Source organism: Microbaculum marinisediminis (genome assembly GCF_025397915.1).
Taxonomy (GTDB): domain Bacteria; phylum Pseudomonadota; class Alphaproteobacteria; order Rhizobiales; family Tepidamorphaceae; genus Microbaculum; species Microbaculum marinisediminis.
Genome location: NZ_JALIDZ010000003.1, coordinates 250,856 through 273,845, shown reverse-complemented (window position 1 = coordinate 273,845; position 22,990 = coordinate 250,856). Strand labels below are relative to the sequence as shown.

The 22,990-nt window shown below is 64.3% G+C and carries 24 protein-coding genes and 1 tRNA gene; 12 read left to right on the top strand and 13 right to left on the bottom strand.

The features are described from left to right. Nucleotides 1-11 precede the first annotated feature (11 nt). From MUB46_RS07360 to MUB46_RS07350, 3 genes are all read right to left on the bottom strand, one after another. Nucleotides 12-629, bottom strand: coding sequence for a tetratricopeptide repeat protein (locus MUB46_RS07360; RefSeq protein ID WP_261615238.1), 618 nt, complete (start codon nt 627-629; stop codon nt 12-14). Nucleotides 630-702: 73 nt separating this feature from the next. Continuing rightward, the gene (gene ykgO, locus MUB46_RS07355; protein WP_261615540.1) at nt 703-828 is read right to left on the bottom strand and encodes a type B 50S ribosomal protein L36; all 126 of its coding nucleotides are present in this window, start codon (nt 826-828) and stop codon (nt 703-705) included. A 307-nt stretch (nt 829-1,135) separates the two neighbouring features. Further along, on the bottom strand, nt 1,136-3,160 hold the full coding sequence (locus MUB46_RS07350; protein ID WP_261615237.1) for a HAMP domain-containing methyl-accepting chemotaxis protein: 2,025 nt from the start codon (nt 3,158-3,160) through the stop codon (nt 1,136-1,138). A gap of 1,113 nt (nt 3,161-4,273) precedes the next feature. On the opposite strand from MUB46_RS07350, the gene nhaA reads away from it, so the two are divergent. Together nhaA and MUB46_RS07340 are read left to right on the top strand one after the other, a co-directional pair. Then, nucleotides 4,274-5,635, top strand: coding sequence for a Na+/H+ antiporter NhaA (gene nhaA / locus MUB46_RS07345; protein ID WP_261615236.1), 1,362 nt, complete (start codon nt 4,274-4,276; stop codon nt 5,633-5,635). Between the two features lie 254 nt (nt 5,636-5,889). Next, the gene (locus MUB46_RS07340) at nt 5,890-6,123 is read left to right on the top strand and encodes a hypothetical protein (protein WP_261615235.1); all 234 of its coding nucleotides are present in this window, start codon (nt 5,890-5,892) and stop codon (nt 6,121-6,123) included. Nucleotides 6,124-6,129: 6 nt separating this feature from the next. Here MUB46_RS07340 and MUB46_RS07335 read toward each other — a convergent pair. After that, a tRNA-Val gene (locus MUB46_RS07335) sits at nt 6,130-6,204 on the bottom strand. Nucleotides 6,205-6,420: 216 nt separating this feature from the next. Here MUB46_RS07335 and MUB46_RS07330 point away from each other — a divergent pair. The 7 genes from MUB46_RS07330 to MUB46_RS07300 are packed head-to-tail and all read left to right on the top strand — an operon-like array spanning nt 6,421 to nt 12,530. Beyond that, the gene (locus MUB46_RS07330) at nt 6,421-6,702 is read left to right on the top strand and encodes an acyl carrier protein (RefSeq protein ID WP_261615234.1); all 282 of its coding nucleotides are present in this window, start codon (nt 6,421-6,423) and stop codon (nt 6,700-6,702) included. 21 nt (nt 6,703-6,723) lie between these two features. Then, entirely contained in the window at nt 6,724-7,191 is a 468-nt protein-coding gene (locus tag MUB46_RS07325) for a 3-hydroxyacyl-ACP dehydratase FabZ family protein (protein ID WP_261615233.1), read from the top strand. Beyond that, nucleotides 7,188-8,408 (top strand): beta-ketoacyl-ACP synthase, encoded by a 1,221-nt coding sequence (locus MUB46_RS07320; protein ID WP_261615232.1) that lies wholly within the window; start codon nt 7,188-7,190, stop codon nt 8,406-8,408. Before MUB46_RS07325 ends, MUB46_RS07320 begins: the two co-directional genes overlap by 4 nt. A gap of 51 nt (nt 8,409-8,459) precedes the next feature. After that, entirely contained in the window at nt 8,460-9,749 is a 1,290-nt protein-coding gene (locus MUB46_RS07315; protein ID WP_261615231.1) for a beta-ketoacyl-ACP synthase, read from the top strand. After that, nucleotides 9,749-10,525 carry an SDR family oxidoreductase gene (locus tag MUB46_RS07310; RefSeq protein WP_261615230.1) on the top strand — a complete coding sequence of 259 codons (777 nt, stop codon included), beginning with the start codon at nt 9,749-9,751 and terminating at the stop codon, nt 10,523-10,525. Before MUB46_RS07315 ends, MUB46_RS07310 begins: the two co-directional genes overlap by 1 nt. Nucleotides 10,526-10,559: 34 nt before the next feature. Continuing rightward, a complete protein-coding gene (locus tag MUB46_RS07305) occupies nt 10,560-11,582 on the top strand; it encodes a zinc-binding dehydrogenase (protein ID WP_261615229.1) in 1,023 nt (340 codons plus the stop codon). A 6-nt stretch (nt 11,583-11,588) separates the two neighbouring features. After that, complete coding sequence (locus MUB46_RS07300; RefSeq protein ID WP_261615228.1) at nt 11,589-12,530, top strand: lipid A biosynthesis lauroyl acyltransferase; 942 nt, start codon at nt 11,589-11,591, stop codon at nt 12,528-12,530. Between the two features lie 52 nt (nt 12,531-12,582). On the opposite strand, the gene cpdR is transcribed toward MUB46_RS07300, so the two are convergent. After that, a complete protein-coding gene (cpdR, locus tag MUB46_RS07295) occupies nt 12,583-12,942 on the bottom strand; it encodes a cell cycle two-component system response regulator CpdR (RefSeq protein WP_261615227.1) in 360 nt (119 codons plus the stop codon). Nucleotides 12,943-13,122: 180 nt separating this feature from the next. Between cpdR and MUB46_RS07290 the strand changes: the two genes are divergently transcribed. Further along, on the top strand, nt 13,123-14,016 hold the full coding sequence (locus MUB46_RS07290; protein WP_261615226.1) for an N-formylglutamate amidohydrolase: 894 nt from the start codon (nt 13,123-13,125) through the stop codon (nt 14,014-14,016). 249 nt (nt 14,017-14,265) lie between these two features. Here the strand turns inward: MUB46_RS07290 and MUB46_RS07285 are convergent, their stop codons facing one another. Next, on the bottom strand, nt 14,266-15,546 hold the full coding sequence (locus MUB46_RS07285) for an MFS transporter (protein WP_261615225.1): 1,281 nt from the start codon (nt 15,544-15,546) through the stop codon (nt 14,266-14,268). Between the two features lie 118 nt (nt 15,547-15,664). On the opposite strand from MUB46_RS07285, the gene hisN reads away from it, so the two are divergent. Then, nucleotides 15,665-16,468, top strand: a complete 804-nt coding sequence (gene hisN, locus MUB46_RS07280; protein ID WP_261615224.1) for a histidinol-phosphatase — start codon at nt 15,665-15,667, stop codon at nt 16,466-16,468. On the opposite strand, the gene MUB46_RS07275 is transcribed toward hisN, so the two are convergent. Next, nucleotides 16,465-17,418, bottom strand: a complete 954-nt coding sequence (locus MUB46_RS07275; RefSeq protein WP_261615223.1) for an alpha/beta fold hydrolase — start codon at nt 17,416-17,418, stop codon at nt 16,465-16,467. The two genes, hisN and MUB46_RS07275, sit on opposite strands and share 4 nt — an antisense overlap. Nucleotides 17,419-17,895: 477 nt before the next feature. Between MUB46_RS07275 and MUB46_RS07270 the strand changes: the two genes are divergently transcribed. Then, nucleotides 17,896-18,363 carry an Hsp20 family protein gene (locus MUB46_RS07270; RefSeq protein ID WP_261615222.1) on the top strand — a complete coding sequence of 156 codons (468 nt, stop codon included), beginning with the start codon at nt 17,896-17,898 and terminating at the stop codon, nt 18,361-18,363. 57 nt (nt 18,364-18,420) lie between these two features. Here the strand turns inward: MUB46_RS07270 and MUB46_RS07265 are convergent, their stop codons facing one another. The 6 genes from MUB46_RS07265 to MUB46_RS07240 all read right to left on the bottom strand — a co-directional run bounded on the left by MUB46_RS07265 (nt 18,421) and on the right by MUB46_RS07240 (nt 22,607). Next, nucleotides 18,421-19,479, bottom strand: a complete 1,059-nt coding sequence (locus tag MUB46_RS07265; RefSeq protein ID WP_261615221.1) for a threonine aldolase family protein — start codon at nt 19,477-19,479, stop codon at nt 18,421-18,423. A gap of 95 nt (nt 19,480-19,574) precedes the next feature. Then, on the bottom strand, nt 19,575-20,102 hold the full coding sequence (locus MUB46_RS07260; RefSeq protein WP_261615220.1) for a DoxX family protein: 528 nt from the start codon (nt 20,100-20,102) through the stop codon (nt 19,575-19,577). Between the two features lie 63 nt (nt 20,103-20,165). Beyond that, nucleotides 20,166-20,978 carry an HvfC/BufC N-terminal domain-containing protein gene (locus MUB46_RS07255; protein ID WP_261615219.1) on the bottom strand — a complete coding sequence of 271 codons (813 nt, stop codon included), beginning with the start codon at nt 20,976-20,978 and terminating at the stop codon, nt 20,166-20,168. Next, complete coding sequence (gene bufB / locus MUB46_RS07250; protein ID WP_261615218.1) at nt 20,962-21,861, bottom strand: MNIO family bufferin maturase; 900 nt, start codon at nt 21,859-21,861, stop codon at nt 20,962-20,964. Before bufB ends, MUB46_RS07255 begins: the two co-directional genes overlap by 17 nt. 55 nt (nt 21,862-21,916) lie before the next feature. Further along, the gene (locus tag MUB46_RS07245) at nt 21,917-22,207 is read right to left on the bottom strand and encodes a BufA1 family periplasmic bufferin-type metallophore (RefSeq protein WP_261615217.1); all 291 of its coding nucleotides are present in this window, start codon (nt 22,205-22,207) and stop codon (nt 21,917-21,919) included. Between the two features lie 112 nt (nt 22,208-22,319). Continuing rightward, nucleotides 22,320-22,607: a BufA1 family periplasmic bufferin-type metallophore gene (locus MUB46_RS07240; RefSeq protein ID WP_261615216.1), complete on the bottom strand. Its 288-nt coding sequence runs from the start codon at nt 22,605-22,607 to the stop codon at nt 22,320-22,322. Nucleotides 22,608-22,990 lie beyond the last annotated feature (383 nt).

Below are 22,990 nucleotides of genomic sequence, written 5' to 3'. Positions count from 1 at the left end.
CCCTGTTCGGGTCAGATATCGCGTCCCTCGACTTCGGTCTCGAGCTTCTCGACCGATTGACGGGCCTTGCCGAAATAAGGGTGCACCGCCAGCACCTGGCGATACGCCTCCAGCGCCTTTTCCGGCTCGTCGAGCTCGCGGAAAATCAGGCCGAGCCCGGTCAATGCGCCGAAATGCCGGGGCTGCAGCGCGAGTGTGCGCTGGATATCCGCCAGTGAAAGCTCGTACTCGTCGAGCAGGTAATAGACCGTCGCCCGCATGTTCCAGCCTTCGGCATAGTCGGGCAGCATCTGGGTGACGAGGTCGAGATACTGCAGCGCGATACCGAGATCCTTGTCCTCGATCGCCGCGCCGGCGCGCTGGACGAGAAGATCGACCGTGTCGCTGCCCGAAGCGTTCCAGGCGGCGACGATCTTGCGCTCAAGCGCTTTTGCTTCGTCCTCGCTCGCCGATTGCGACAGCCTGTCGAGCAGATCCTCGACCGACGGTTCGGCTGTCTCGGCGGATTTGTCGCTCTTTTCGGGAGTGGTCCCCGGACCGCTCGAATCCTCGGCGGACGCACCAAACGGTGCCGCGGCGAGGAACACGGTGAAGAAGACGACTAAAATCAGGCCACGGATCTGGTCCATGACCTGAAAAGATGGGGCATCACATGTGTCCGGTCAACGCCTGGCGGGCAGATCCCCGCCGGTCGCCCGGGCCTTAGCCCTGACGGGCCTTGAAGCGCCGATTCGTCTTGTTGATGACGTAAATCCGGCCCTTGCGGCGGACAACACGGTTGTCGCGGTGGCGCTTGACCAGTGATTTGATCGAGTTTCTGATTTTCATGGCTCTTGATCGCCGTCGACGGCACCCATTGCCGGCGCCGTGCTTTCCTGATGTTTTCGACAGAAAAAGGTCGGCGCGCGGCCGACCCTGAAATTCAGGCCGGAAAATAGCCATGCCCCCTGTTTCTGTCAACGCAGGCGGCAAATTTTGCGACATGGAATGGCGTTTGACCACCGGAGTGTTGCGCCACCGGCTCCATGCATGCAGCCTCAAGGACGGCCATCGGCAAAAAAATACGGCGGCGGCCCGGAAGGGCCGCCGCCGTCTTGTGTCGTATCAAGGACGGCCGAAACCGTCCGGCCGCTGATCAGGCGGCGCGCACCGTGCCGATGAACGTATCGACCTGCTGGCGCAACAATTCGGACTGCTGGCTGAGCTCGCTCGCCGCCGTCAGCACCTGCTCCGCCGACTGACCGGTCTCGCCGGCGGCCTGGGTGACACCGGTGATGTTGGTGGAGACATCCCGGGTGCCGGCGGCCGCCTGCTGGACGTTGCGAGCGATCTCCTGGGTCGCCGCGGCCTGCTCCTCGACGGCAGAGGCGATTGCCGTCGAGATCGAGCTGATCTGCTCGATGGTGCCGCTGATCGCGCGGATCGCGCCGACCGAGTCCTCGACCTGCGACTGGACGGCGGTGATCTGCTGGCCGATTTCCTCGGTCGCCTTGGCCGTCTGGCCGGCCAGCGACTTCACCTCCTGGGCGACGACCGCGAAACCCTTGCCGGCTTCACCGGCGCGGGCGGCCTCGATCGTGGCGTTGAGAGCCAGCAGGTTGGTCTGCTCGGCGATGTCGCTGATCAGCTCGACCACCTGACCGATCTTCTGCGCGGCCGACGACAGGTTTTCGATCGTCGCGTTGGTGCGCTGCGCATCGTCGACCGCCTTGCCCGCGATCTCGCTGGCCTGCGACACCTGGCGCCCGATCTCGGAGACCGACGCCGAGAGCTCTTCCGCCGCCGACGACACGGTCTGGACGTTGGTCGAGGCCTGCTCCGACGCGGCGGCCACAGCCGTCGACTGCCGGTTGGTCTCTTCCGCGGTGCCCGACAGGGCCTCGGCGGAGGACTGAAGCTCGGTGGCGGCCGAAGAGACCGTGTTGACGATGCCCTTGACCGAGGATTCGAACTCGTCGGCCATCTTGTTCATCGTCTCGCGCTTCTCGATCTCGGCGCGCTTCTTCATCTCCTCCTGTTCGGCGGTAAGCTTGTCGGCCTTGATCATGTTCTCCTTGAACACCTGAACCGCGGCAGCCATTTCGCCGACCTCGTCCTTGCGGTCCTGGGCGGGAATCTCGAGTTCCTTGTCGCCGTCGGCGAGACGACCCATGGCCTCGGTCATGTTGGTGATCGGACGGGTGATCGAACGGGCCAGGAACAGCGCGACCAGGATGCCGAAGGCGATAGCGACAGCGGATATGATGATCGCCGTCATCATTGTGCCGTTGATCTCAGCCTCGGCGCGCGGCCCCAGTTCGTCCTGCATGGCGCGATTCGTGTCGGTCACCTGCTTCAGCACATCGCGCATCTGCGGACCGAGCGCATCGAGCTTGTTGGCGACGATGGCGTTGCGCTGGAAGATGAGCTCCTGAACGCCCTCGAACTCCTCGGCATACAATTCACCGGACTTCTTGATGTCGGTGGCAAGCCTGCGGCGCTCAGGGTTCTGCAACTCCACCAGTATCCGGTTGGTGCCCTCGCGGAAACCGGCGAGTTCCTCCCGGAAGCGGTCGACGGAGTCCTGCGAGTTGTCCATCAGGAACTTCATGGCATAGAGCCGGGCGAGCAGAAGCTTGTGCATAGCCTCGCCTGCGGCGTAGGCGGCCGATGCGTCGCCGTCCCGATTGGCGCTTCGCATGATGTCGGAAAGGTCCTGTTCCATCTTCGGACCCTGCTCGTTCATCTGATCGACATAGGCGTTACGCTTGGCGCGCATTTCCGTGATCGTGACGAAACCGGCCCTGTACTCGGCAATCCTGTCGGCGACGGTGTCGATGCGGGTATGCTGATCGGTTCCCTCGGAAAACAGCGCCTTCGCCTGCTCGATTTCTTTCAGGGCGAAGTCCGCGCTGTTCAGCACTCTCTCCTGGGCTTCGTCGGACCCCTGGATGAGGAAATCCTTCAGCGCCAGGCGCATTGCATAGAGATCGGCGCTGATCGCCTGTGCGGCTACTGTCTGGCGTGCCGACAATCGGTACTCCGCGAAATTCGATGTCGCACCGGAAAGGCCAACTGTAGCTACGCCCGCCACTGCGACGAGCAACAGCAGGATGACGGAAAATCCCGATATGAGGCGAACGCCGATCCGCAGATCGGTGAACCGTTTGATGAGTGACATGCCAGATCTCTTTGTTGCCGTAAGGTAAGTTAGAATTTAGTGCCGTAAGGGAATGTCGGTATTTGCTTGATATCTTAAAATACTTACGTATTAACCAATTCTAAATCGGCGCAATTTAAGATTTATATATGTATTACAAAGACAAAATTACGAAATAAGAAAAATCTACCCGTCAAAAATATAATATATCTATATATTTGTTCTATTTTAGAGGCTGTTACAAAAAAAACCATTCCCACAGAAGAAAGTAGATTCTGAAAATACGCACCTCAGAAAAAATACTGGATAATTATAGCGACTATAAATTTAACTTGCCCGGAAATTTCACCGAGATCGCGACCGCCAATAAACACTGAAAATTCGGCATGACTGGCGAGCAATTCGAACGCGACGCGCTATTCGCATAAAAAAGCCGAGTGAGCCTTTTCCATGCCGAACCAATATCGCGTGGAAATGGCTGCCCGCTGAACGATTCGATTACATGGAGCAGGCCGGAACGACCACGCGGGTCGGCAAATCAAGACTCGAGCCGCGGTGCCCGCGACTTACGCCGGGTCGCGAATCGGAACCATGTTGATGATCAGGGCCGATTCGGATCCGTACCCGGCGACTTGGGGCAAGCGGGCCTGTCTTCGCCGGGTTCGCGGTCGGCCCGCCGGGGCGGGAACACCATGACCTGCCCTCCACGATCGCCCGACGCGTCACGAAGGCAGTCAAAAGGGCCCCCTATGATGGGGCATCTGCTCGCCATGGTCGCGAAAACGCTCGACGACAACGAATGAGAATGAGAAAGCCGACGCCGCACGGTGCCCGGGCCCAAGCCGCACATGCGATCGGATGCCCTGCGCAACTGAGGGCGTCGGATCATTGCAATGTCTTCGCGCAGCAATACTTATTGAATAAGGGACATACAGATCAGTGTGTCGCGAAACAAAAGCAAATGGGCGTCGAGTGAGGTCGGCGCAGATTATGTGAATGAACGGCCGGGCGGATCGCCCGCTTTCTGCACGATCACACGAACGGCGCACACGACTGAACAAGGGCCCGATAGAGGGTAACTTCGTTCAAGAACTCCATCGGGCAGCGAAATTGCAGGCGATGGGACATGTCGTGATGCCCGAACTCGCGAACAGCAAAACTTGGAAGCGCACCGGCAAGACCACGGTGGACACTCCGGATCTTCCGTATGAGCTGGCCAACCGATTCACCACGCCCATTGCGCGATTCCTGAAGGTCGAAGCGGCGATCGGCCTCCTCCTGCTCCTTGCGGCAATCACCGCAATGACCCTGGCCAACTCGCCGTTGTCGGGCCCCTTCCTCGCATTCTGGGAGACGCCGATAGGCCTCCATTTCGGCCCGTGGGAGTTCGGTCGATCACTACAGCACTGGATCAATGACGGGTTGATGACGTTCTTCTTCTTCGTCGTTGCCCTGGAGCTCAAACGAGAGCTGGTCCTCGGCGAGCTGCGGCATCCCCGTTTCGCGGCATTGCCGTTGGCCGGCGCCGTCGGCGGCATGCTGGTTCCCGCACTTCTCTATCTCGCATTCATGTCAGGCAAGCCCGGAGCGCATGGGTGGGGAACCGTGATGGCGACCGACACTGCCTTCGTCATCGGCTGTCTTGCACTCTTCAGCTGGCGCATCCCGCCCGGTCTGAGACTGTACTTGCTGTCGCTGGCAATCTTCGATGATGTCGGGGCGATCCTGGTCGTCGCGCTGGGCTACGGTACGTCCCTGAATTGGGCAGGGCTCGGCTTCGCGATCGCGGGGCTCGCGGTCGTTGCTGTATCGGCTCGCATCGGGATCAGGTGCATACCCGTCTACTTCCTTTTCGGAGGCGCCATCTGGCTGTGCGTCGATTCCTCGGGAATCCACCCGACGGTCGCCGGCGTCGTTCTGGGCCTGATGACGCCAACACGCGCCTGGGTGAGCGATGCGCGGTTGCGGGGCATACTCGAACGCGTGCTGTCCTACCCGATCGGCGATCATTGGAGCGGAGATACCGCCGACCGTCGCGACTTGCGAAAAGCCGGCGTGGCCGTCGCCGAGTCGCTGTCGCCGGTGGAGCGCCTGGTGATGATGCTTCATCCCTGGGTGGGATTTGTGATCATGCCGATCTTCGCGCTGGCCAATGCGGGCGTCCCGATCTCCGTCGACGACATTGGGCAGCCGGTTTCGGTCGCGATCGTCATCGGCCTGGTTCTCGGCAAGCCAATCGGCGTCATGTCCTTTAGCTGGTTGGCCGCGCATGCCTGTCTCGCAATCAAGTCGCGAGGCTTGAGTTGGCGCTACATGGCGGCCGGGGCTCTTTTGACCGGGATCGGCTTCACCATGTCGCTGTTCGTCGCGGAACTGGCCTACTCCCCCGCACTGATTGATGCTGGGAAGATCGGGATTTTCACCGGGTCGGTGATGTCCGCCGTCCTGGGCCTTTCGATGCTGACATGGCTGACATGGCGCAGACCGGCAGCATGATTTCCCCTCCGGCTGAGCGCGCCGCCGTCCTCGAAGACGGGCCAGGGGCCGAAGGTCGGCTCGAATCGGCGATGCAACCGCCCTCAAATGCCCCCGCTGCGGCGGGCCCGCGCCCACGACCGTGCACCCGGAGATCTGATAGGCCGCGACCACCTCATCGAGCGCGATGCCCTCGAAGATCCGGTCCACCTCCGGCGCGTCGTTGACCGGAAGGATGAAGGCCCCCTCTAGCCCGCCGGGGATCTGCACCAGACGTGCGAAGTTGGCGCGGCGTGCATAAAGAGCAGCGGGAAATGTGGCCGGGCCATCGCCGCGAATCGACCAATGACCGCTTCGGACGGTTCGATTCGGACTTTCTGAGCGAAGCAGAATCGGCGGCAAACGACTTTTTGATCGAGGTCGTCGCGGCACGAAAACAGTCGCTTTTCCGCCAGGCCGGCAAAGCCGGCGGAAACACGACAGTCGGATTTATGATTATATTTCCGTAGGATAGATGGTGGGCGCGGCTGGGATTGAACCAGCGACCCCTACGATGTCAACGTAGTGCTCTCCCGCTGAGCTACGCGCCCATGACGCCAACCGGCCACTGGTCGGCGGCGTCTGGTTCTGGCATATAGCCGGAGCGGGCGGCGCGTGCAAGCACGTGTCGCGATACCGTTGCACTTGGCGCGCGCCTCGTTTAGATCGGGCGGGCCATTCGGTGCCATCGGCCCGCCCCACAGCCACGGACGATGCCGCCAGTCACATTCGGCGGGACCGCCGCCACTACTCTGGAGATATGCCTAATGTCGTCCACCTTCGATACGGTCGCCGACATCATTTCGGAAACGTGCGACATTCCGCGCGACGACATCAAGCCGGACAGCCATGTCATCGACGACCTGGGCATCGACAGCCTGGACTTCCTCGACATAGCGTTCGCCATCGATAAGGCGTTCGGAATCAAGATGCCGTTCGAGCAGTGGACCCAGGAAGTGAATGAGGGCAAGGCATCCGCCGAGCAGTATTTCGTCCTGAAGAACCTGTGCGAGCGGATTGACGAACTGATCGCCGCGAAGACCGCCTGAACCCGCCCTGCTGGCCCGACGATGCGTATCGAGTACTTCCAGCTCATCGACGAGATTGTCGAGGTCGGCAAGGACGCGGGGATGATCCGCGCCCGTGCGACGGTCCCCGAGGAGAACACGATCTTCGAGGGGCACTTCCCCGGCCATCCGCTGATGCCAGGTGTTCTGCTCATCGAATCGATGGCGCAGACGTCGGGCTATCTGGTTCTGTCCGTCAACGGCTTTAACAGCATGCCGTTCCTGGCCGGCGTTCGCGAAGCGAAGTTCCGCACGTTCGTGACGCCCGGAGACGTGCTCGATCTGGAAGCCGTCCTCGAGCATGACGGCTCGGGCTATGCCATGACGAAGGCGAAGATCAAGCGCGACGGCAAGCCGATCTGCGACGCGCGGCTCACCTTCCGCGTCATGCCGTTCCCGACGCCTGATTTCCGCACGCTCATGACCGGCAACGCCATCCGGCTCGGCTATCCGCAAGAGCTCATCGCATGAACACCGAAGCGCGACGCGACGTTCTCATCACCGGGGTTGGCCTGGTCTCCTCGCTCGGCGAGGGGCTGGATCAGCACCGTGACGCGCTGAATGCGCAGGGCGGCCGGAAACCGGTCGTCGATCGCGAGACCTACGCGCCCTACCCCATCCATCCGCTGGTCGACGTCGATTTCGACAAGCAGATCCCCAAGCGCGGCGATCAGCGCCAGATGGAGCCCTGGCAGCGTATCGGGACCTACGCGGCCGGCCTGGCGCTCGACGATGCGGGCATTAAGACCGAGACCGAGATTCTCGCGCGCACCGACATGATTGTCTCGGCGGGCGGCGGCGAACGCGACACCGATGTCGACAGCGCGATCCTGACCGACCTGCTGAAGTCGAACGATCCCGGCAGCCTGCTCAACGAGCGCCTGTCCAACGACCTGCGCCCGACGCTGTTCCTCGCGCAGCTTCCCAACCTTCTGGCCGGCAACATCTCGATCGTCCACAAGGTGACCGGCTCCTCGCGCACCTTCATGGGCGAAGAGGCCGCCGGCGTCGACGCGGTTCGCACCGCCCATGCCCGCGTGGCCTCCGGTCAGAGCGACATCTGCCTGGTCGGCGGCTCCTACAATGCCGCGCGGCTCGACATGCTGCTTCTGTTCGAACTCGGCAATTTCCTGTCGCGCGAGGACTGGCAGCCGATCTGGGAGAGGGTCCAGGGGAACGGCGGCATGATAACCGGCTCGATGGGCGCGTTTCTCGTGCTCGAATCGCCGGAGCACGCCGCCTCCCGCGGGGCAGATCCGATCGCCAGGCTCGATGCCGTCCTCTCCGACCGGTGCAATCGCGAACCGGGCCAGGCGACGGCGTCGGCAAGGCGGCAGTTCGACGCCATAAAGCCGCTGATCTCCGGCCGCACCGCGATCTACAGCGGCGCGACAGGTGCCCAGGCGATTTCCGCGGAAGAACGGGACTTCTTGACGGGTCTTCTCGCCGGCGATATCGACGGGACTGCAAGAGCGGTCGGATCGCTGATCGGCCATGGACTGGAAGCGCAGTTTCCCGCGCTCGTAGCACTCGCCGCACAGGCGGCCTCGGATGGCCGGCCCTATCCGCCGCTCGATGCTACGGGCCTCGAAACCGGGACGGACGCACCGATCGATCAGGTGCTCGTGAATATGTGGGGCCACTGGCGCGGCGAAGGCATGGCATTGGTGAGCCCCGTCGGCCGCTGAACAAGGCTGAACCGGCTGCGCGATTTGCCGCAGCAACAGGAGTCCATGGACATGTCTGCTACCAACGGCACCCATGACAGCAAGGGGCGCCCGGTCGTCGTCGTGACTGGGATGGGCATCGTCACGTCTCTGGGGCGCGGCCGCGAGGACAATTGGAAGGCGCTGACGTCCGGCACCTCCGGCATCCATACCATCACCCGCTTTCCCACCGATAGCCTGCGCACCACGATCGGCGGGACCGTCGAGTTCGTCGACGTGGAACCGTTCTTCTGCGCGCCCGGCCTGTCAGAGACGCTTGCCAACATGGCGGTCGCCGAGGCGATCGAGCAGTCCGATGTCGGCGCGCGCGGCGATTTTCCCGGTCCGTTGTTCATCGCCGTACCGCCGGTCGAAATGGAATGGCCGCAGCGCGAGGAACTGGCGCGTTCGATGAACCCGGACGGGCCGGTCGACTACGGCACCCTGCTTGCCGCCGCGCGCCAGGGCCGGCCGGACCTGCATCGCCGCTTCCTGTTCGGCAGCGTCGCCGAGACGCTTGCCGATCGCTACGGCACCAAGGGCTCGCCGATCTCGCTGTCGACCGCCTGCGCGTCCGGCGCGACGGCGATCCAGCTCGGCATCGAAGCGATTCGCCGCGGCGAGGCCGACGCGGCCCTGTCGGTCGGCACCGACGGCTCGATCCACGCCGAAGCGCTGATCCGCTTCTCGCTTCTGTCGGCTCTGTCGACCCAGAACGACCCGCCGGAAGGCGCCGCCAAGCCGTTTGCCAAGAATCGCGACGGCTTCGTCATGGCCGAAGGCGCAGCCGCCCTGGTGCTGGAAAGCCTGGAACATGCCAGAGCGCGCGGCGCCCGCATCCTCGGTGTCCTCGAAGGCGCCGGCGAGCAGGCCGATTCGTTCCACCGCACCCGGTCCAATCCGGACGGGCACGCCATCATCGACTGCATCCAGGCCGCCCTCGACGATGCGGGCGTGACGCCTGAGGACGTCGACTACATCAACGCCCACGGCACCGGGACGCCGGAAAACGACAAGATGGAATGCCTTGGCGTCCAGACCGTGTTCGGTGACCATGCTCAGGCCGTTCCGATCAGCTCCAACAAGTCGATGATAGGCCACACCCTGACGGCCGCCGGCGCTGTCGAGGCCGTATTCTCGCTGATGACGATCGCGGAGGGCCGCCTCCCGCCGACGATCAATTACGACGTTCCCGATCCCGCGATCCCGCTCGACGTGGTGCCCAACACCGCCCGCGACGCGGAGGTGCGCCGCGTCCTGTCGAATTCCTTCGGCTTTGGTGGACAGAACGTCTCCCTGGTCCTGGCCGCGGAGCCTGCCTGATGGCCGCTGCCGCCGACGGCAAGACGCCAGCGCGACGCGTGCTGGTGACCGGCGGAGCGCGCGGTCTCGGCCGGGCCATCGTCCATGCGATGGCGGCCTCCGGCCATGATGTCACGTTCACCTACAACGCCTCGCCCGACAAAGCGGAGACGACGCTCGAGGAGTTGCGGACGGCGTATCCGAACGGCGCGTTCGAGGCCCATTCGGTGGACCTGTCGGATCGCGGCTCGATCGATGAATTCGTATCGCTGATCGAGGACGAGACCTTCTACGGCCTCGTTCACAATGCCGGTCTGACCTACGACAGCCTTGCGGCGGTCATGGACCAGGATCGCGCCGAGGCCGCGATGCAGGTCAATTTCTGGTCGATGACCCGGCTCGCCGCCGGCCTCGTGAGACGGATGACGCGGGCACGTAGCGGCCGCATTGTCGTGATCGGCTCTGTCATCGCGTTGCGCGGCACCATCGGCAACTCCGCTTACGGCGCGTCGAAAGCCGCCCTGCTCGGATATGTGCGGACGCTGGCGCTGGAAACGGCACGGCGCGGAGTGACGGTGAATTTCGTCGCGCCGGGCTTCATCGACACCGACATGCTGGCCCCCTATGCCGACTATCATCAGCACATGGAAAGCCAGATTCCCGCCGGCCGCTTCGCCGCGCCCGAGGAAATCGCCAATCTGGTGGACTTTCTCATGTCGCCGGGGGCGGGTTATATAACCGGCGCGGTATTGCCGGTCGACGGCGGATTGACCGCGGCAATACCGGTTCACCGCTGATCCGTCAGCCTAAGAAAAAACGAAAGACAGTGCGATGCGCGCCCTAACGCTCGTCTCCGATCGGAATTTGCAGTTGATCGAGCAGCCCGATCCGCCGCCGCCCGGCGCCGGCGAGGTTCAGGTGCGCGTGCGCGCGATGGCGCTCAATCACATCGACGTCTGGGGTTGGCGCGGCATGGCCTTCGCCAAGCGCAAGCTGCCGCTGGTCGTCGGCGCCGAAGCCGCCGGCGAGATCGTCGCGGTCGGCCCCGATGTCAGCGACCGCAAGGTGGGCGACAAGGTCGCGCTCTACGGCGCCATGACCTGCGGCACCTGCCGGCCCTGCCGGGAAGGTCGCGACAATCTCTGCGAGAACGTCGCCGGCGTCCTGGGCTTCCATGTCGACGGCTTCGCCCGAGAGCTCATGAACACGCAGGCCCGGCTTACCGTGCCGGTGCCCGATGGCGTCTCGTGGATCGACGCGGCCTGCGCGCCGATCACCTTCGGTACCGTCCAGCACATGCTGTTCGACAACGCCAAGCTCGAGAGCGACGAGACGGTGCTGGTCCATGCCGGCGGCAGCGGTATCGGCACAGCCGCGATCCGCATGGCCAAGGCCATCGGGGCCACCGTCATCACCACCGTCGGCGACGACGAGAAGGCGAAGAAGGCGAAGGCGCTGGGCGCCGATCACGTCATCAACTACCGAACCGACCGGTTCGAGCACATGGTGCGCAAGATCACCGGCAAGAAGGGCGTGGAGGTCGTGTTCGAGCATGTCGGCCCGGACACGTGGGCCGGCAGCATGCTGTCGCTGAAACGCGGTGGTCGTTTGGTCACCTGCGGCTCGACCTCCGGCGTCACCACGCAGATCAACCTGATGCAGCTCTTCCAGCAGCAGCTCAAGATATTCGGCAGCTTCGGCTGCACCATGCGCAACATCGCCGAAAGCCTCGCCAAGATGGCCGACGGCATCCAGCCGGTCATCGACACCAAGATCGATATCGCCGATTTCGAGGTCGGACTCGATCGGCTGGAAAGCCGCAAGGTGTTCGGCAAGATCGTCACGCTGATCTGAAGACCGATGCCGCTTCGCGTACGCCTGTACATCCTGTGGAGACGGATCGGTCGGGCGGTACGCCCCGCGATCGACTGGCTCGTGGCGACGATCGCGGTGGCGATATTCCGGCTTGTGCGTGCGCTCGATGTCGACCGGGCAAGCAATATCGGCGGCTGGGTCGCCCGGACGTTCGGGCCCCTGCTGCCGGTCAACAAGCTCGGCATGGACAATCTGCGGCATGCTTTTCCCGATAAGGGCGAAGCGGAACTGAAAGCGATCCTGCGCGAGGTCTGGGACAATCTCGGCCGCACCGCCGCCGAGTATCCGCATCTGGACCGGATCTGGGACTGGACCGATTCGAATCCCGGCGACGGCCGCGTCGAGGCGACCGGTCTCCAGTACTTCGAGGATCTGCGTGGCGACGGAAAGCCGGCGATCATTTTCACAGCGCACCTGGCCAACTGGGAGCTGCCGGCCGTATGCGCCGCGCGCCACGACCTGCCCGTCACCGCAGTGTTCCGCACGCCCAACAACGCTTATATCGCCAAGCGCCTGTTGAAGATTCGCCGCGGCACCATGGGCGAGCTGCTTGCCGCCGGCTCGGGCCAGGCGGTCGCCTTCGCGATGGCCTCCGTGCTCGAGAAGGGCGGCCATCTCGGCATCCTCGTCGATCAACGGCTGACCCGGGGTTACAAGATCGACTTCTTCGGCCGTCCGGCCTCGACCAATCCAACCCTTGGCCGTCTCGCACGGCAGTTCGACTGCCCGGTTCACGGCGTCCGGGTCGTGCGCCTGCCCGGCAACCGCTTCCGTCTGGACCTGACGCCACCGATCGATCTGCCGCGCGACGCGGAAGGCCTGATCGACCCCGAAGGCGCGATGCGTGTGGTCAATGCCGTCGTCGAAGGCTGGGTCCGCGAACACCCCGGCCAATGGCTGTGGCTGCACAACCGCTGGCGCATGTGAGCCCTGCCAAATCGGCAGGGGAAAAGGCCGGCGGGTTGTCTTGAGCCCGCCCTCAGGCGGCCAGCATGCGCTCGACCTGCGTCACCAGATCGCGCAGATGGAACGGCTTGGACAGGACCTTGGCATTCTTCGGCGCGTCCGAATCCGGATTGAGCGCCACTGCGGCGAAGCCGGTGATGAACATCACCTTGATATCGGGATCGAGCTCGGTCGCGCGGCGCGCCAGTTCGATGCCGTCCATCTCGGGCATGACGATATCGGTGAGCAGCAGCGTGAACGGCTCTTCGCAAAGCCGATTGTAGGCGCTGAGGCCGTTATCGTAGGACGTAACCTCGTATCCGGCGTTTTCGAGCGCCCGAACGAGGAACTTCCGCATGTCGTTGTCGTCTTCGGCCAGTAGGATCTTCGGCATGAATGGCGGCTCCCCCGCCGCATTGGATCGTGGTCGTTTCGCTGGTCGGGCAATCAACCCGAGTCGAGTAAAGATTTCACGAATTCCGGGCTTTTCCAGCCCCGCCGATCAGCGGCGAGAATGGACAGCCGGCGCCGTTCTTGGCAAAGTCATCGGTAAGCATTCTGTCCCGAAGGTGCAATGGCAATCCTGACCGAACCCGAGCTTGAACCCGCCCACGACATCCTCGTCCCCAATGGCGGGACCGGATCGCCGTTCGTGTTTAATTCGCCTCACAGCGGCAGGCATTATCCACGCAGGTTCCTGAAGGCGTCGAAACTCGACACCATGACGCTACGGCGCTCCGAGGACACCTTCGTCGAAGAGCTGTTTTCCGGCGTCGTCGATTTCGGCGCGCCGCTCATGCATGCGCGGTTTCCGCGCGCTTTCGTCGACGTCAATCGCGAGGCCTACGAGCTCGACCCGACGATGTTCGACGGCCGCCTGCCCAGCTTCGCCAATACCCGGTCCATGCGGGTCGCCGGCGGCCTGGGAACGATTGCCCGGATCGTCGCGGACGGCGCGGAGATCTATTCCACGCCGATCAGCGTCGCCGAGGGGCTCGACCGGATCGAACGCTTCTACAAGCCCTATCACCGCGATCTGCGGTCGCTGGTAGACCAGGCGCTGAACCGGTTCGGCACCGCCGTCGTCATCGATTGCCATTCGATGCCGTCCTCCCGAATCACGCGGGAGAACCGCCGCCGGCCCGATTTCGTGCTCGGCGACCGCTACGGCACCAGCTGCACCTCGATCCTGACCGACGTCGCCCAGGAAACCCTGCAGCGCCTCGGCTATACGGTGGCGCGCAACAAGCCCTATGCAGGCGGCTTCATCACCGAAACCTACGGCAGCCCCGGCGAAGGCCAGCACGCCCTTCAGATCGAGATCAATCGTTCGCTGTACATGGACGAGATACGCTATGTCCGCGCCGGCGGTTTCGCCTGGCTGGTGGCCGATATCACTCATCTCTGCCGACGGCTGATGAGCGTTTCGGTCGAAGCGCTACGGCCCGGCCGGGCGGCGGCCGAATAACGACTTAGACAAGAGCCGAAAAAAAATGGGCCGCCCAACAGGACGGCCCAAGTCTAGGGAGGAAACGCCCAAGGAGGGCTACGGTATCGCGAAACGGCAGGGCGATACCGCACTGCACAAAGATGCGTGTGCGACGCACAAAAGTCAATGATTTACGCGTGCGTTAGAGCATAGCTGCCATGCGGCCGGGCAGTTGTTGCACCTTACGCTGACGTAAGCGGGAGGCCGCTATTTTGGGCGCCCGCGCCCTCAGTCCGTATCGACTTTCGGGTCCGGCGCCGTCCTGTAGTACACCCAGGCAACGACAACGCACAGCGCCAGGAACGCGAACGCGGCCTGGTATGCGGCGAACGGCCGTCCGATTTCACCAGTGGCCAGCTCGACCGGCGGAAAGGCGCCGATGATGACGCCGGTAATGGCCTGCAGGACGAAAACGCCCCCGATCGTTGCCAGATTCAGGAAGGTGATTCCGCGGCCGACGAGACGCTTGTCGAACAGCGCCCGGCCATGGCCGGTCTGCACCGGCACAAACCCGGCAACGAAACCGAGAACGATGAAGATCGCATAGATCGTCACTCCGCCCCGGTCTCCGAAAACGCAGAGAACAAGAAGCATGGCCGCGGTCGACAGGGCGCCTATCGACACCGGCAGTCTGCGATAGCCGTACAGCCGATCGGTCGGCCCCCAGGCGAACAGCCCGACGATCTGGGCAGCCGCCATGACTAGCAGGATGTTGCCGCGCTCATTTAGATCGTAGCCGAGCACATCGGTGACGAAAGGCCCGCCCCATAGGCCAAGCACGGTCACGAAGGCGGCATATCCCACGAAATGAATGGCAAACAGCGGCCAGAACCCGGGCACACGGATCACCTCGCCCAGACCCGCAAAACTCTCCTTGAGGCTCGCCGGTCGATGCGCCTCCGGCCGGCTGCCCGGAGGCGCATCGCGCGCGATCATGGCGACGAGCAGGCCGACGACGGCCGCGCCGACCGCGACGAAAACGAAGGTCGCCCGCCACCCGTATAGCCCCGTCGACCAGGCAAGCGGCGCCGTCGCGAACAGGGTGCCGATCGTGCCGACGCCGAGCTGGACTCCCGTCAGCGTCGAGAACTGCCTGGAATGGAACCAGCGCGTATAGATCGTGAGCGGCCCCATGAAGAAGCTCGAACAGCCGAGTCCCATCAGCGCGCGGGCCACCGTCAGACCGAAAAGGCTGTCCGACCAGGCGAAGATCAGACAGCCGACGACGGCGATGCCCACGGACGCCAGCATGCACAGTTTCGGTCCGTAGCGGTCGATGGCCACGCCGAGGGGTATCTGCGCGGCGGCGAAGGCAAGAAAAAAGGTGCTCGACAGGACACCGATCTCCTGCGGCGCGAGACCGAGCTCGTCACTCAGGTTTGGCGCGATCACCCCGACGGAGTTGCGCAGGAACTGGCTGACCACGTAGATCGCGCACAGGACTGAAATGAGCGCGAAAATGGTAGCGGCCGGCGGCGGGGCGGCCCCTGCCCGGCTATCGTCTGACATCGGCGTTCTCCCGGCGACCCGTTCTTGTTTCGGCAGCTTGGAGCTAACCTGTCGTTGCGGGCGCGTCGGAGCCGTCCTATAGCCTTCGGCAACACCGCCACAACCCCGATTTGTGCATATGACCCGCGACGAATTCGAAACCTTCGCTCATCGACTCGCCGATGCGGCCGCAGCGGCCACGCTGCCGCATTTCCGTTCAGCGCTCGCCGTGGAGAACAAGATCGGCGGCGACGACGGGTCGGCGGAGGCATTCGACCCGGTGACCGTCGCCGACCGTGCCGCCGAACAGGCGATCCGGGAATTGATCTTCGAGACCTACCCGGACCATGGCCTGCATGGTGAGGAATTCGGCATCGTGCCCGGCGCCAGCGTCTACGAATGGGTCATCGACCCCATCGACGGCACCCGCTCCTTCGTCTCCGGCGTCCCGCTGTGGACAACCATCATCGGGCTGAGGCGCAATGGCGTGCCGCTCTACGGGCTGGTCGACCAGCCCTATGTCGGCGATCGGTTCTGGGGCGGGGAAGGTTCGGCCTTCACGCGGTGCCGCGACGGCGCGCCCCGGCAGATCCGCACCCGCGCCTGCGCCAGCCTCGCCGAGGCAACGATGATGACCACGGCGCCGGCCGCGATCAGCGGTCCGGGCGAACGGGCACGGTACGAGACGGTCGAACGCCAGGTTCGGCTCGCCCGCTACGGCGCCGACGGTTATGCCTATTGCCTGCTGGCGGCCGGCCAGATCGATCTCGTCATCGAATCCGGCCTGCAGGCCTACGACGTCGTCGGTCTGATCCCGGTAATCGAGGCGGCCGGCGGCGTCTTCACCAGTTGGTCCGGCGACGATGCCCACTACGGCGGAACCGTGGTCGCCGCCGGCGATCCGCGGGTCCATGCCGCCGCGCTCGAAGCCCTGAACGCCTAGGCGAAAACCGGCGACCCGGGCACGAACGCATCGAAGGCGGCCCAGAACTGTTCGCGGATATAGTCGCGCTCCATGAGGATCTCGTGGCGCGCGGCTGGAATGACGACCTGCGAGCCTGTCTTCATGCGGAACGCCATCGTCTCGATCGCCCGGCTCGATACGATCCTGTCGTCGCCGGCCGCCACCATCAGCGTCGGCACATGCAGACGCGGCGGGAAGTCCGGGTCCATGACTTCGGCCATCGCGTCCCCGGCCGCCCGGAACCAGGAAATCGTCGGCGAACCGAGCCCCAGCGCCGGTTCCACCTCGATGATGCGGTTAGAGCGACGGAAGCGGACCGGATCCGATGTCAGCGCATTCCCGGCAAACGGCATGGTGCCGGCGTGGGTGGCGCCGCCGCCGGGCACGAAAGCATCGCCGAACCCCATCAGGCAGAACACCTCGGCCACGCCGAACACGTAGGGTCTCCGCACCTGCTCGCGCGCGAGTGTCAGCATCGGCGCGCTGAGAACCTGTCGTTCGAACCAGGCCGGCGCGCGCAGCGCATTGCGAAGGAGGATGTTCCCCCCCATCGAATGGGCGATCGCGAAAAAAGGCGGCGGACAGTCGGGTAGAACCACGGCCCGCATGAACGCGGAAAGATCCCGGTCGTACTGCTCGAACGTGTCGACGTGGCCCTTGCGCCTATTGCGCAGGGGGCGCTCGGAGCCTCCCTGGCCGCGCCAATCGAGCATCGCGACGGTGAAGCCGCGCCGGCGCAGTTCGCCGACGACTTCGAAATATTTCTCGATGAACTCCGCGCGCCCCGGAAACACGCAGACCGTGCCGAGGGACTTGCGCGCCGTCGGCCGCCAGCGCGCGAAGCGCAGCCATACGCCGTCGCTGGCCTGGATCATGCCCGTGACGACGCCGCTGGGCACCGGGTTTTCTGGGATATCGACGAGATCCATCGGCGGGAATCGAGATGCGGACCGGAAACGAAGGGGCGACGGGGATTCTTATAGCAGTGCCCGATGCACGCCCGATAGTCCGTTGCGAAAGTGACGGGCCACAGGCTGGGAACGCATAGGCCGGCGATCCCTTGGAAGGATCGCCGGCCCTTTTACCGGATACCCCGGGGGCTGCGATGGCATCCGGCAGCGCGGGTGGACGGCGGGAGGGATACCGTCCGGGTCCAGATTCGCCTGGGCTGACGTCCAGCGAACGGATGCATCCTGCCGCAACCAACCTGAACGAACGCGGACCGCGCCGTTCATCTCCTGTTCAGGTGGAAACCGCCGCGAAAAACCGCGCTTCGGAATGTCTTGAAATCGGAAATTCGCGCCCCCAAATCTTTGGGGCGCATGCCGCTCCAGCGGGTGCGCGCACCGAATGCCCGGCCCCTGGCGGCGGGCAGTGCACATGTCGCTTCAATAGGAGGATATGCAATGCGTCACTTCGATCTTTCCCCCCTGTACCGCTCTACCGTCGGCTTCGATCGGCTGTTTTCGATGATGGACCAGATGGCCAATGTCGAGAATGGGACCGGCGGCTACCCGCCCTACAATATCGAGCGCACCGGCGAGAACGCCTACCGCATCACCATGGCGATAGCCGGCTTCGGCGAGAGCGACCTGACCATCGAGGTCAAGGAAAACACCCTGTCGATCCACGGCGAAAAAGCCGCCAAGGAAGGTGAGGAGCGCGGTGACGTGCTCTATCGCGGCATCGCCGAGCGCAGTTTCGACCGTCGCTTCCAGCTTGCCGACCACGTCATCGTGCGCGGCGCCGCGCTGGAGAACGGGCTTCTGCACGTCGATCTCGTACGCGAGATTCCCGAGGCCCTGAAGCCGCGCACCATCGAGATCACCACGAACACGGACGAGGCCAAGGTCATCGACCAGAAGGCCGCCTGATCGTCGGTTCGATATCGAGGACCAACACGAAACGCCCCGGCATGGCCGGGGCGTTTTTTATGCCGTCCCGATCACCTGGGCGAAACGGCCGACCTCCTGGCCGGTGGTCTGGAAGGAGCAGACGAAGCGCACCAGCTTCTCCCCATCGACCGGGGGATCCTCCGGGTCCGGAATGCCGGCCGGCCAGTCGTGATAGGCGGCGCCGGCCTCCGTCAGCGCCCTGTCGACGGACGGGGCGATGAAGGCGAACACCTCGTTGGCCTGGACCGGCACGGCGAGCCGGCAATTGGGCGCAGCCTCGATCGCCGCCCCGAGGTCGCTCGCCTTGGCGTTGGCGTGACCGGCAAGCTCCAGCCAGTGACCGTCCTCGAGATAGGCGAGGAATTGCGCCGCCAGGAACCGGCCCTTCGACAGGAGCTGGCCGGCCTTCATGCGCCGATAGGCCAGCGACGCGGCGAGATCGGGGTCGAAGACCACGATCGCCTCGGCCGCGAGAGCCCCGTTCTTGGTGGCCCCGAACGACAGGATATCGACGCCTGCCCGCCAGGTGATGTCGGCAGGCGCGCAGCCGAGCGCAGCCACGGCATTGGCGAACCGGGCGCCGTCCATGTGCAGCTTCAAGCCGTTCCGTTTGGCGACCTCGCCGATCGCCCCGACTTCCCCGACACTCCACACCGCGCCGAATTCGCTCACCTGGCTGATCGAGACAGCCGCGGGCTGAACGTGATGGGGCACCCCGCCCGGCCACGCTTCCAATCGGCGCGCCAGTTCGTCCGCATCGAATTTGGCGTGGCGGCCGTCGATGCCGAACAGCTTGGCGCCGCCGGTGAACATTTCCGCGGCGCCGCATTCGTCCGTCATCACATGCGCGTCATGGCTGCACAGGATACCGGTCCAGGGCGGAGCGATCGCCGCCATCGACAGGGCGTTCGCGGCGGTGCCGGTCACGACCGGGAAGATCGTGACATCCCGCTCGAACAGATCCGCCATGCGCGCTTCCAGCGCCCGTGTCCGTTCGTCACCGCCGTAGGAGCCGGCAAACCCGTTGCTCGCCTCGGCAATCGCCTTGAGGATCCGTTCGGAAATGCCGGCGGTATTGTCGCTTGCAAACTGCATGATCGCGCCCGTGCTCGAGAAGTGCCGCAGGGACCTTAGCGATCAGCGCGAGATGGCGAAATCCCCGAAGTCGGGCGAAATCCTTGAAGGTCCGTTCAACGCCGCGCGAACCGCCCGAACAGGGCATCGAAGGAGAAAAGCCCCGGTCCGAGTGCGACGATACCCAGAAGGAGCGCGGCCCACGTGGCATGAACCGGCCATCCGGTCGGAAGGACGAGCTGGATCACAATGGTCATGGTGAGCAGCCCCAGCGCGGAAAGCCGCGTCAGCAGACCGATCAGGATCAGGACCGGCAGCACGATTTCGCCGACACCGGCGAGCGCCGCCATCGTTTCCGGGAACGGGAAGACCCACTGCACCAGCGGGCTCTGCTCGCTCCCCCAGATGCGGATGTTGAAGCAGAAACTGCAGGAATTGGAGAATTGGTACGTCGCTCCCCCGCTCAGGCTCGGCCAGCCGTTCCACGCCCACGCCTCGGGCTTCAGGAACGGAAAGGTCTCCCACTTGGTCAGGCCCGAATTGACGAACGGCAGCATGAAGAAGACCCAGGCGCGCAGGCCCAACTGAACCGGCATCACCGCCCAGCGCATCGCCGGACCTTTCAGCCAATGATCGAAAGCCAATGTCGCAAATACCAGCCCGCTCCGGCGCGTTGGCCGCGCACCCGCGTTCACCCCGGTCATGATTCAGCCCCCGGAGCCCGCACCGCCGCTACCCGCACCGCGCGGGTCGTCGAGCCGAAACCCAACGATCGCTCCGGAGCCGATCAACCCCTGCAGGTTAGCGGCAAGGTCGAAGTCGGAACTCGCCGCGATCGCCTGTTCGTAGGCTCCGCCGAGACGCGCGCCCTCACGCAGCGCCTCGATGAAGACCGCACCGCCGCGCGGCAGCGTTCTCAGCTCCACCTCGTAGGCTGGCCGGATGACGAGGACATCGCCTCCCCCCGCCGACAGATCGATCGGGCGCACGTCCGCGTCATTGGTGTTGGTGTCCCAGATCGCCAGGATCGGCCAGCGCGAAGAGACGATCCGCAATGAAGGTTGCAGGTCGAAGACGAGGTCGGTCATACGGTCCGGCGGGACGGCGCCGAGCGCCTGTGCGTCGACCGGCGTCGCATCGGCCGCGTGATAGGCCAGGTTCCAGGCCCATTCGAGCCGGGCGACATCGGCCAGATAGGCAAGGTCGCGGGCGGGCTCGAAGCTTTCGATGAAGTCGGCAAGATCATCGCCGTAGTGGATCAGCACGGGCGTGCGCGGCAGCGCAGTGCCGACATAGACCCGTGCCATGCCACGGAAGAAATCCTCGCCAACGAGCCGCAGAACCACGGGATAGGTGCCCATCAGCGCCTCGACCAGGCTGACATGGACGTTGTTGCGGTAGACGCCGAAGCGCCGCTCCGGCGTCTCGTCGGCGCGGCCCGCGATATCGGCCGGCGGCGGCAGGCCGCGGTCGCGGAGGGCTGAAACGAAACGCGCCTGGACCTCAGCCAGCGAGGGCATAGGCGTTCTCCGACCGGACAGCCTCGCGCATCACCGCTTCGGCGCGCATGGCCTCGGCATGCAGAACCGGCCATTCGGGAACGTTGGCGTCCCATTCGATGAGCGTCGGCACCGGGCCGCAACGGCGCATCGCCCGGGCGTAGAGGTCCCAGACGATCCGGTCGACCTCGCGGTCGTGCGCATCGATCAGGAGCGGCTCGCCGAGATCGTCCGTCTCCCGGGCGAAGCCGGCGAGATGGATCTCGCCCACATGCTCGATCGGGAACGCGTCGATATAGGCGCACGGATCGAACCCGTGATTGGTCGCCTGCACGTAGACATTGTTGACGTCGAGCAGCAGGCCACAGCCGGTGCGCTCGACGAGCGCGGCGATGAACTCGACCTCGCTCATCTCGGTTTCGGCGAAGCGGACATAGGTCGAGGGATTCTCGAACAGCATCCGCCGCCCGACCACCTCCTGGACCCGGTCGACATGCTCGGCCACCCGCGCCAGCGTCTCGCGCGTATAGGGCAGCGGCAGCAGGTCGTTCAGATAGCCCTCGTCATGGGTCGACCAGGCCAGGTGTTCGGAAAACAGGCCCGGCCGGTATCGCTCGACCAGGGCTTTCAGGCGCGCGAGATGGTCTTCGTCGAGCGGCCGGTCGCCGCCGATCGACAGGCCGACGCCGTGCAGCGACAGCGGGTAGCGCTCGCGGATCTCGGACAGGTAGCGGTGCGGCGGCCCGCCAGCCCCCATGTAGTTTTCCGGGTGGACCTCGAACCAGCCAATATCGGGCTCGGACTCGAGGATCGTCCGGTAGTGCCGGGCCTTTAGGCCCACTCCGGCGCGTGCCGGGATGGCGCAGTCGTCGCTGGCTGCCGCGGGCTGTACGGTTACGGACATGTGTCGGCCTCCGTCGCGCGCTTGATGTCGTGGCGCAGTTGTTTCCGGGAAGCGGTCAGCTCGGCAGATCGCGATCGAGCGGCTCCAGGCTGCCGTAACGATCGCCAGGCAGCGCCATGGCGGTGCAACTGCCCTTGGGCACCAGTTTCCAGGCATTGCCCTGGTAGTCGACCGACGAGGTTCCCGCGCACGTCGTGCCCGGCCCCGCGGCGCAGTCGTTCTGGCCCTTCAGCGAAATACCGTAGCATTTCTCCATTTCCTGCGCCTGAGCGGGAAACGGCACTGACGAAACAGCCGCGACGAGCGCGCTGGCGATCGCGGCGGCTGCGGTCCTGGAAGTTTTCATGTAGCGCTCCTTGGAAATGGCGACGGAGTTGGGACGCTGTGGGCGCCCGGCATTGAACAGGATACGGGACGCCGGCGATTCCCCCCAGCATCCCGCATCTCTTCGACAACAATCAGGATGGACGCTCGATCGGCTCAAGCGACCCGGGCCCTTCAGGCGTCTGCATCGCGGTGCAGCTGCCCGTGGCGACCAGTTTGAAGGACTGCCCGTCATAGTCGACCGTCGACATGCCCTTGCAGTCGTGCGCGCCGGCCTTGCAGTCGTTCTGCCCTTTCAAGGCGACGCCGTAGCATTTCTCCATATCCTGCGCGCCGGCCTGCTTCGGAGCCGCGGTCATCGTCAACGCGGTCGCCACCGCGCCGGCAACGGCCATCGCCGTCAGCGTCTTCGTGGTGCTCATGCTCTCTCTCCCTTGAGGTTCGCCCTAGAAATAGGTTTGCCGCGTCGACACTCTGAGCCGCTGCGGCGCCGGGGGCCAAATGATCCGCCGGCAAAGCAACATTGCGCCAGCGAATCCTTCAAGCGAAAGTCAACTTGGCGTTACGGTTTCGCGACCGCGCGCGAGTTTTCGTGTTGCCGGTCCGATCGCCCGGATCCGCGCGGCATTTCCGGATCTGTCGCATTGCCGCTATCCTACGCAACAATCGTGCGCAAACGGCCTTGCAGAGGCGTAGTAAATCTGGCATTTTGCCGCGACTGATAGGACAGTCTTACTGACCCAATTCGCGGATCACCGCCGATCACGGACAGCGGCGCTTCGCGACAGAGCGGGTCGGAAAGCGG

What these genes read in the sequence shown, in the direction of transcription:
- MUB46_RS07360 (WP_261615238.1), bottom strand. Translation starts at nt 629, where the DNA reads ATGGACCAGATCCGTGGCCTGATTTTAGTCGTCTTCTTCACCGTGTTC.
- ykgO (WP_261615540.1), bottom strand. Translation starts at nt 828, where the DNA reads ATGAAAATCAGAAACTCGATCAAATCACTGGTCAAGCGCCACCGCGAC.
- MUB46_RS07350 (WP_261615237.1), bottom strand. Translation starts at nt 3,160, where the DNA reads ATGTCACTCATCAAACGGTTCACCGATCTGCGGATCGGCGTTCGCCTC.
- nhaA (WP_261615236.1), top strand. Translation starts at nt 4,274, where the DNA reads ATGCCCGAACTCGCGAACAGCAAAACTTGGAAGCGCACCGGCAAGACC.
- MUB46_RS07330 (WP_261615234.1), top strand. Translation starts at nt 6,421, where the DNA reads ATGTCGTCCACCTTCGATACGGTCGCCGACATCATTTCGGAAACGTGC.
- MUB46_RS07325 (WP_261615233.1), top strand. Translation starts at nt 6,724, where the DNA reads ATGCGTATCGAGTACTTCCAGCTCATCGACGAGATTGTCGAGGTCGGC.
- MUB46_RS07320 (WP_261615232.1), top strand. Translation starts at nt 7,188, where the DNA reads ATGAACACCGAAGCGCGACGCGACGTTCTCATCACCGGGGTTGGCCTG.
- MUB46_RS07315 (WP_261615231.1), top strand. Translation starts at nt 8,460, where the DNA reads ATGTCTGCTACCAACGGCACCCATGACAGCAAGGGGCGCCCGGTCGTC.
- MUB46_RS07310 (WP_261615230.1), top strand. Translation starts at nt 9,749, where the DNA reads ATGGCCGCTGCCGCCGACGGCAAGACGCCAGCGCGACGCGTGCTGGTG.
- MUB46_RS07305 (WP_261615229.1), top strand. Translation starts at nt 10,560, where the DNA reads ATGCGCGCCCTAACGCTCGTCTCCGATCGGAATTTGCAGTTGATCGAG.
- MUB46_RS07300 (WP_261615228.1), top strand. Translation starts at nt 11,589, where the DNA reads ATGCCGCTTCGCGTACGCCTGTACATCCTGTGGAGACGGATCGGTCGG.
- cpdR (WP_261615227.1), bottom strand. Translation starts at nt 12,942, where the DNA reads ATGCCGAAGATCCTACTGGCCGAAGACGACAACGACATGCGGAAGTTC.
- MUB46_RS07290 (WP_261615226.1), top strand. Translation starts at nt 13,123, where the DNA reads ATGGCAATCCTGACCGAACCCGAGCTTGAACCCGCCCACGACATCCTC.
- MUB46_RS07285 (WP_261615225.1), bottom strand. Translation starts at nt 15,546, where the DNA reads ATGTCAGACGATAGCCGGGCAGGGGCCGCCCCGCCGCCGGCCGCTACC.
- hisN (WP_261615224.1), top strand. Translation starts at nt 15,665, where the DNA reads ATGACCCGCGACGAATTCGAAACCTTCGCTCATCGACTCGCCGATGCG.
- MUB46_RS07275 (WP_261615223.1), bottom strand. Translation starts at nt 17,418, where the DNA reads ATGGATCTCGTCGATATCCCAGAAAACCCGGTGCCCAGCGGCGTCGTC.
- MUB46_RS07270 (WP_261615222.1), top strand. Translation starts at nt 17,896, where the DNA reads ATGCGTCACTTCGATCTTTCCCCCCTGTACCGCTCTACCGTCGGCTTC.
- MUB46_RS07265 (WP_261615221.1), bottom strand. Translation starts at nt 19,479, where the DNA reads ATGCAGTTTGCAAGCGACAATACCGCCGGCATTTCCGAACGGATCCTC.
- MUB46_RS07255 (WP_261615219.1), bottom strand. Translation starts at nt 20,978, where the DNA reads ATGCCCTCGCTGGCTGAGGTCCAGGCGCGTTTCGTTTCAGCCCTCCGC.
- bufB (WP_261615218.1), bottom strand. Translation starts at nt 21,861, where the DNA reads ATGTCCGTAACCGTACAGCCCGCGGCAGCCAGCGACGACTGCGCCATC.
- MUB46_RS07245 (WP_261615217.1), bottom strand. Translation starts at nt 22,207, where the DNA reads ATGAAAACTTCCAGGACCGCAGCCGCCGCGATCGCCAGCGCGCTCGTC.
- MUB46_RS07240 (WP_261615216.1), bottom strand. Translation starts at nt 22,607, where the DNA reads ATGAGCACCACGAAGACGCTGACGGCGATGGCCGTTGCCGGCGCGGTG.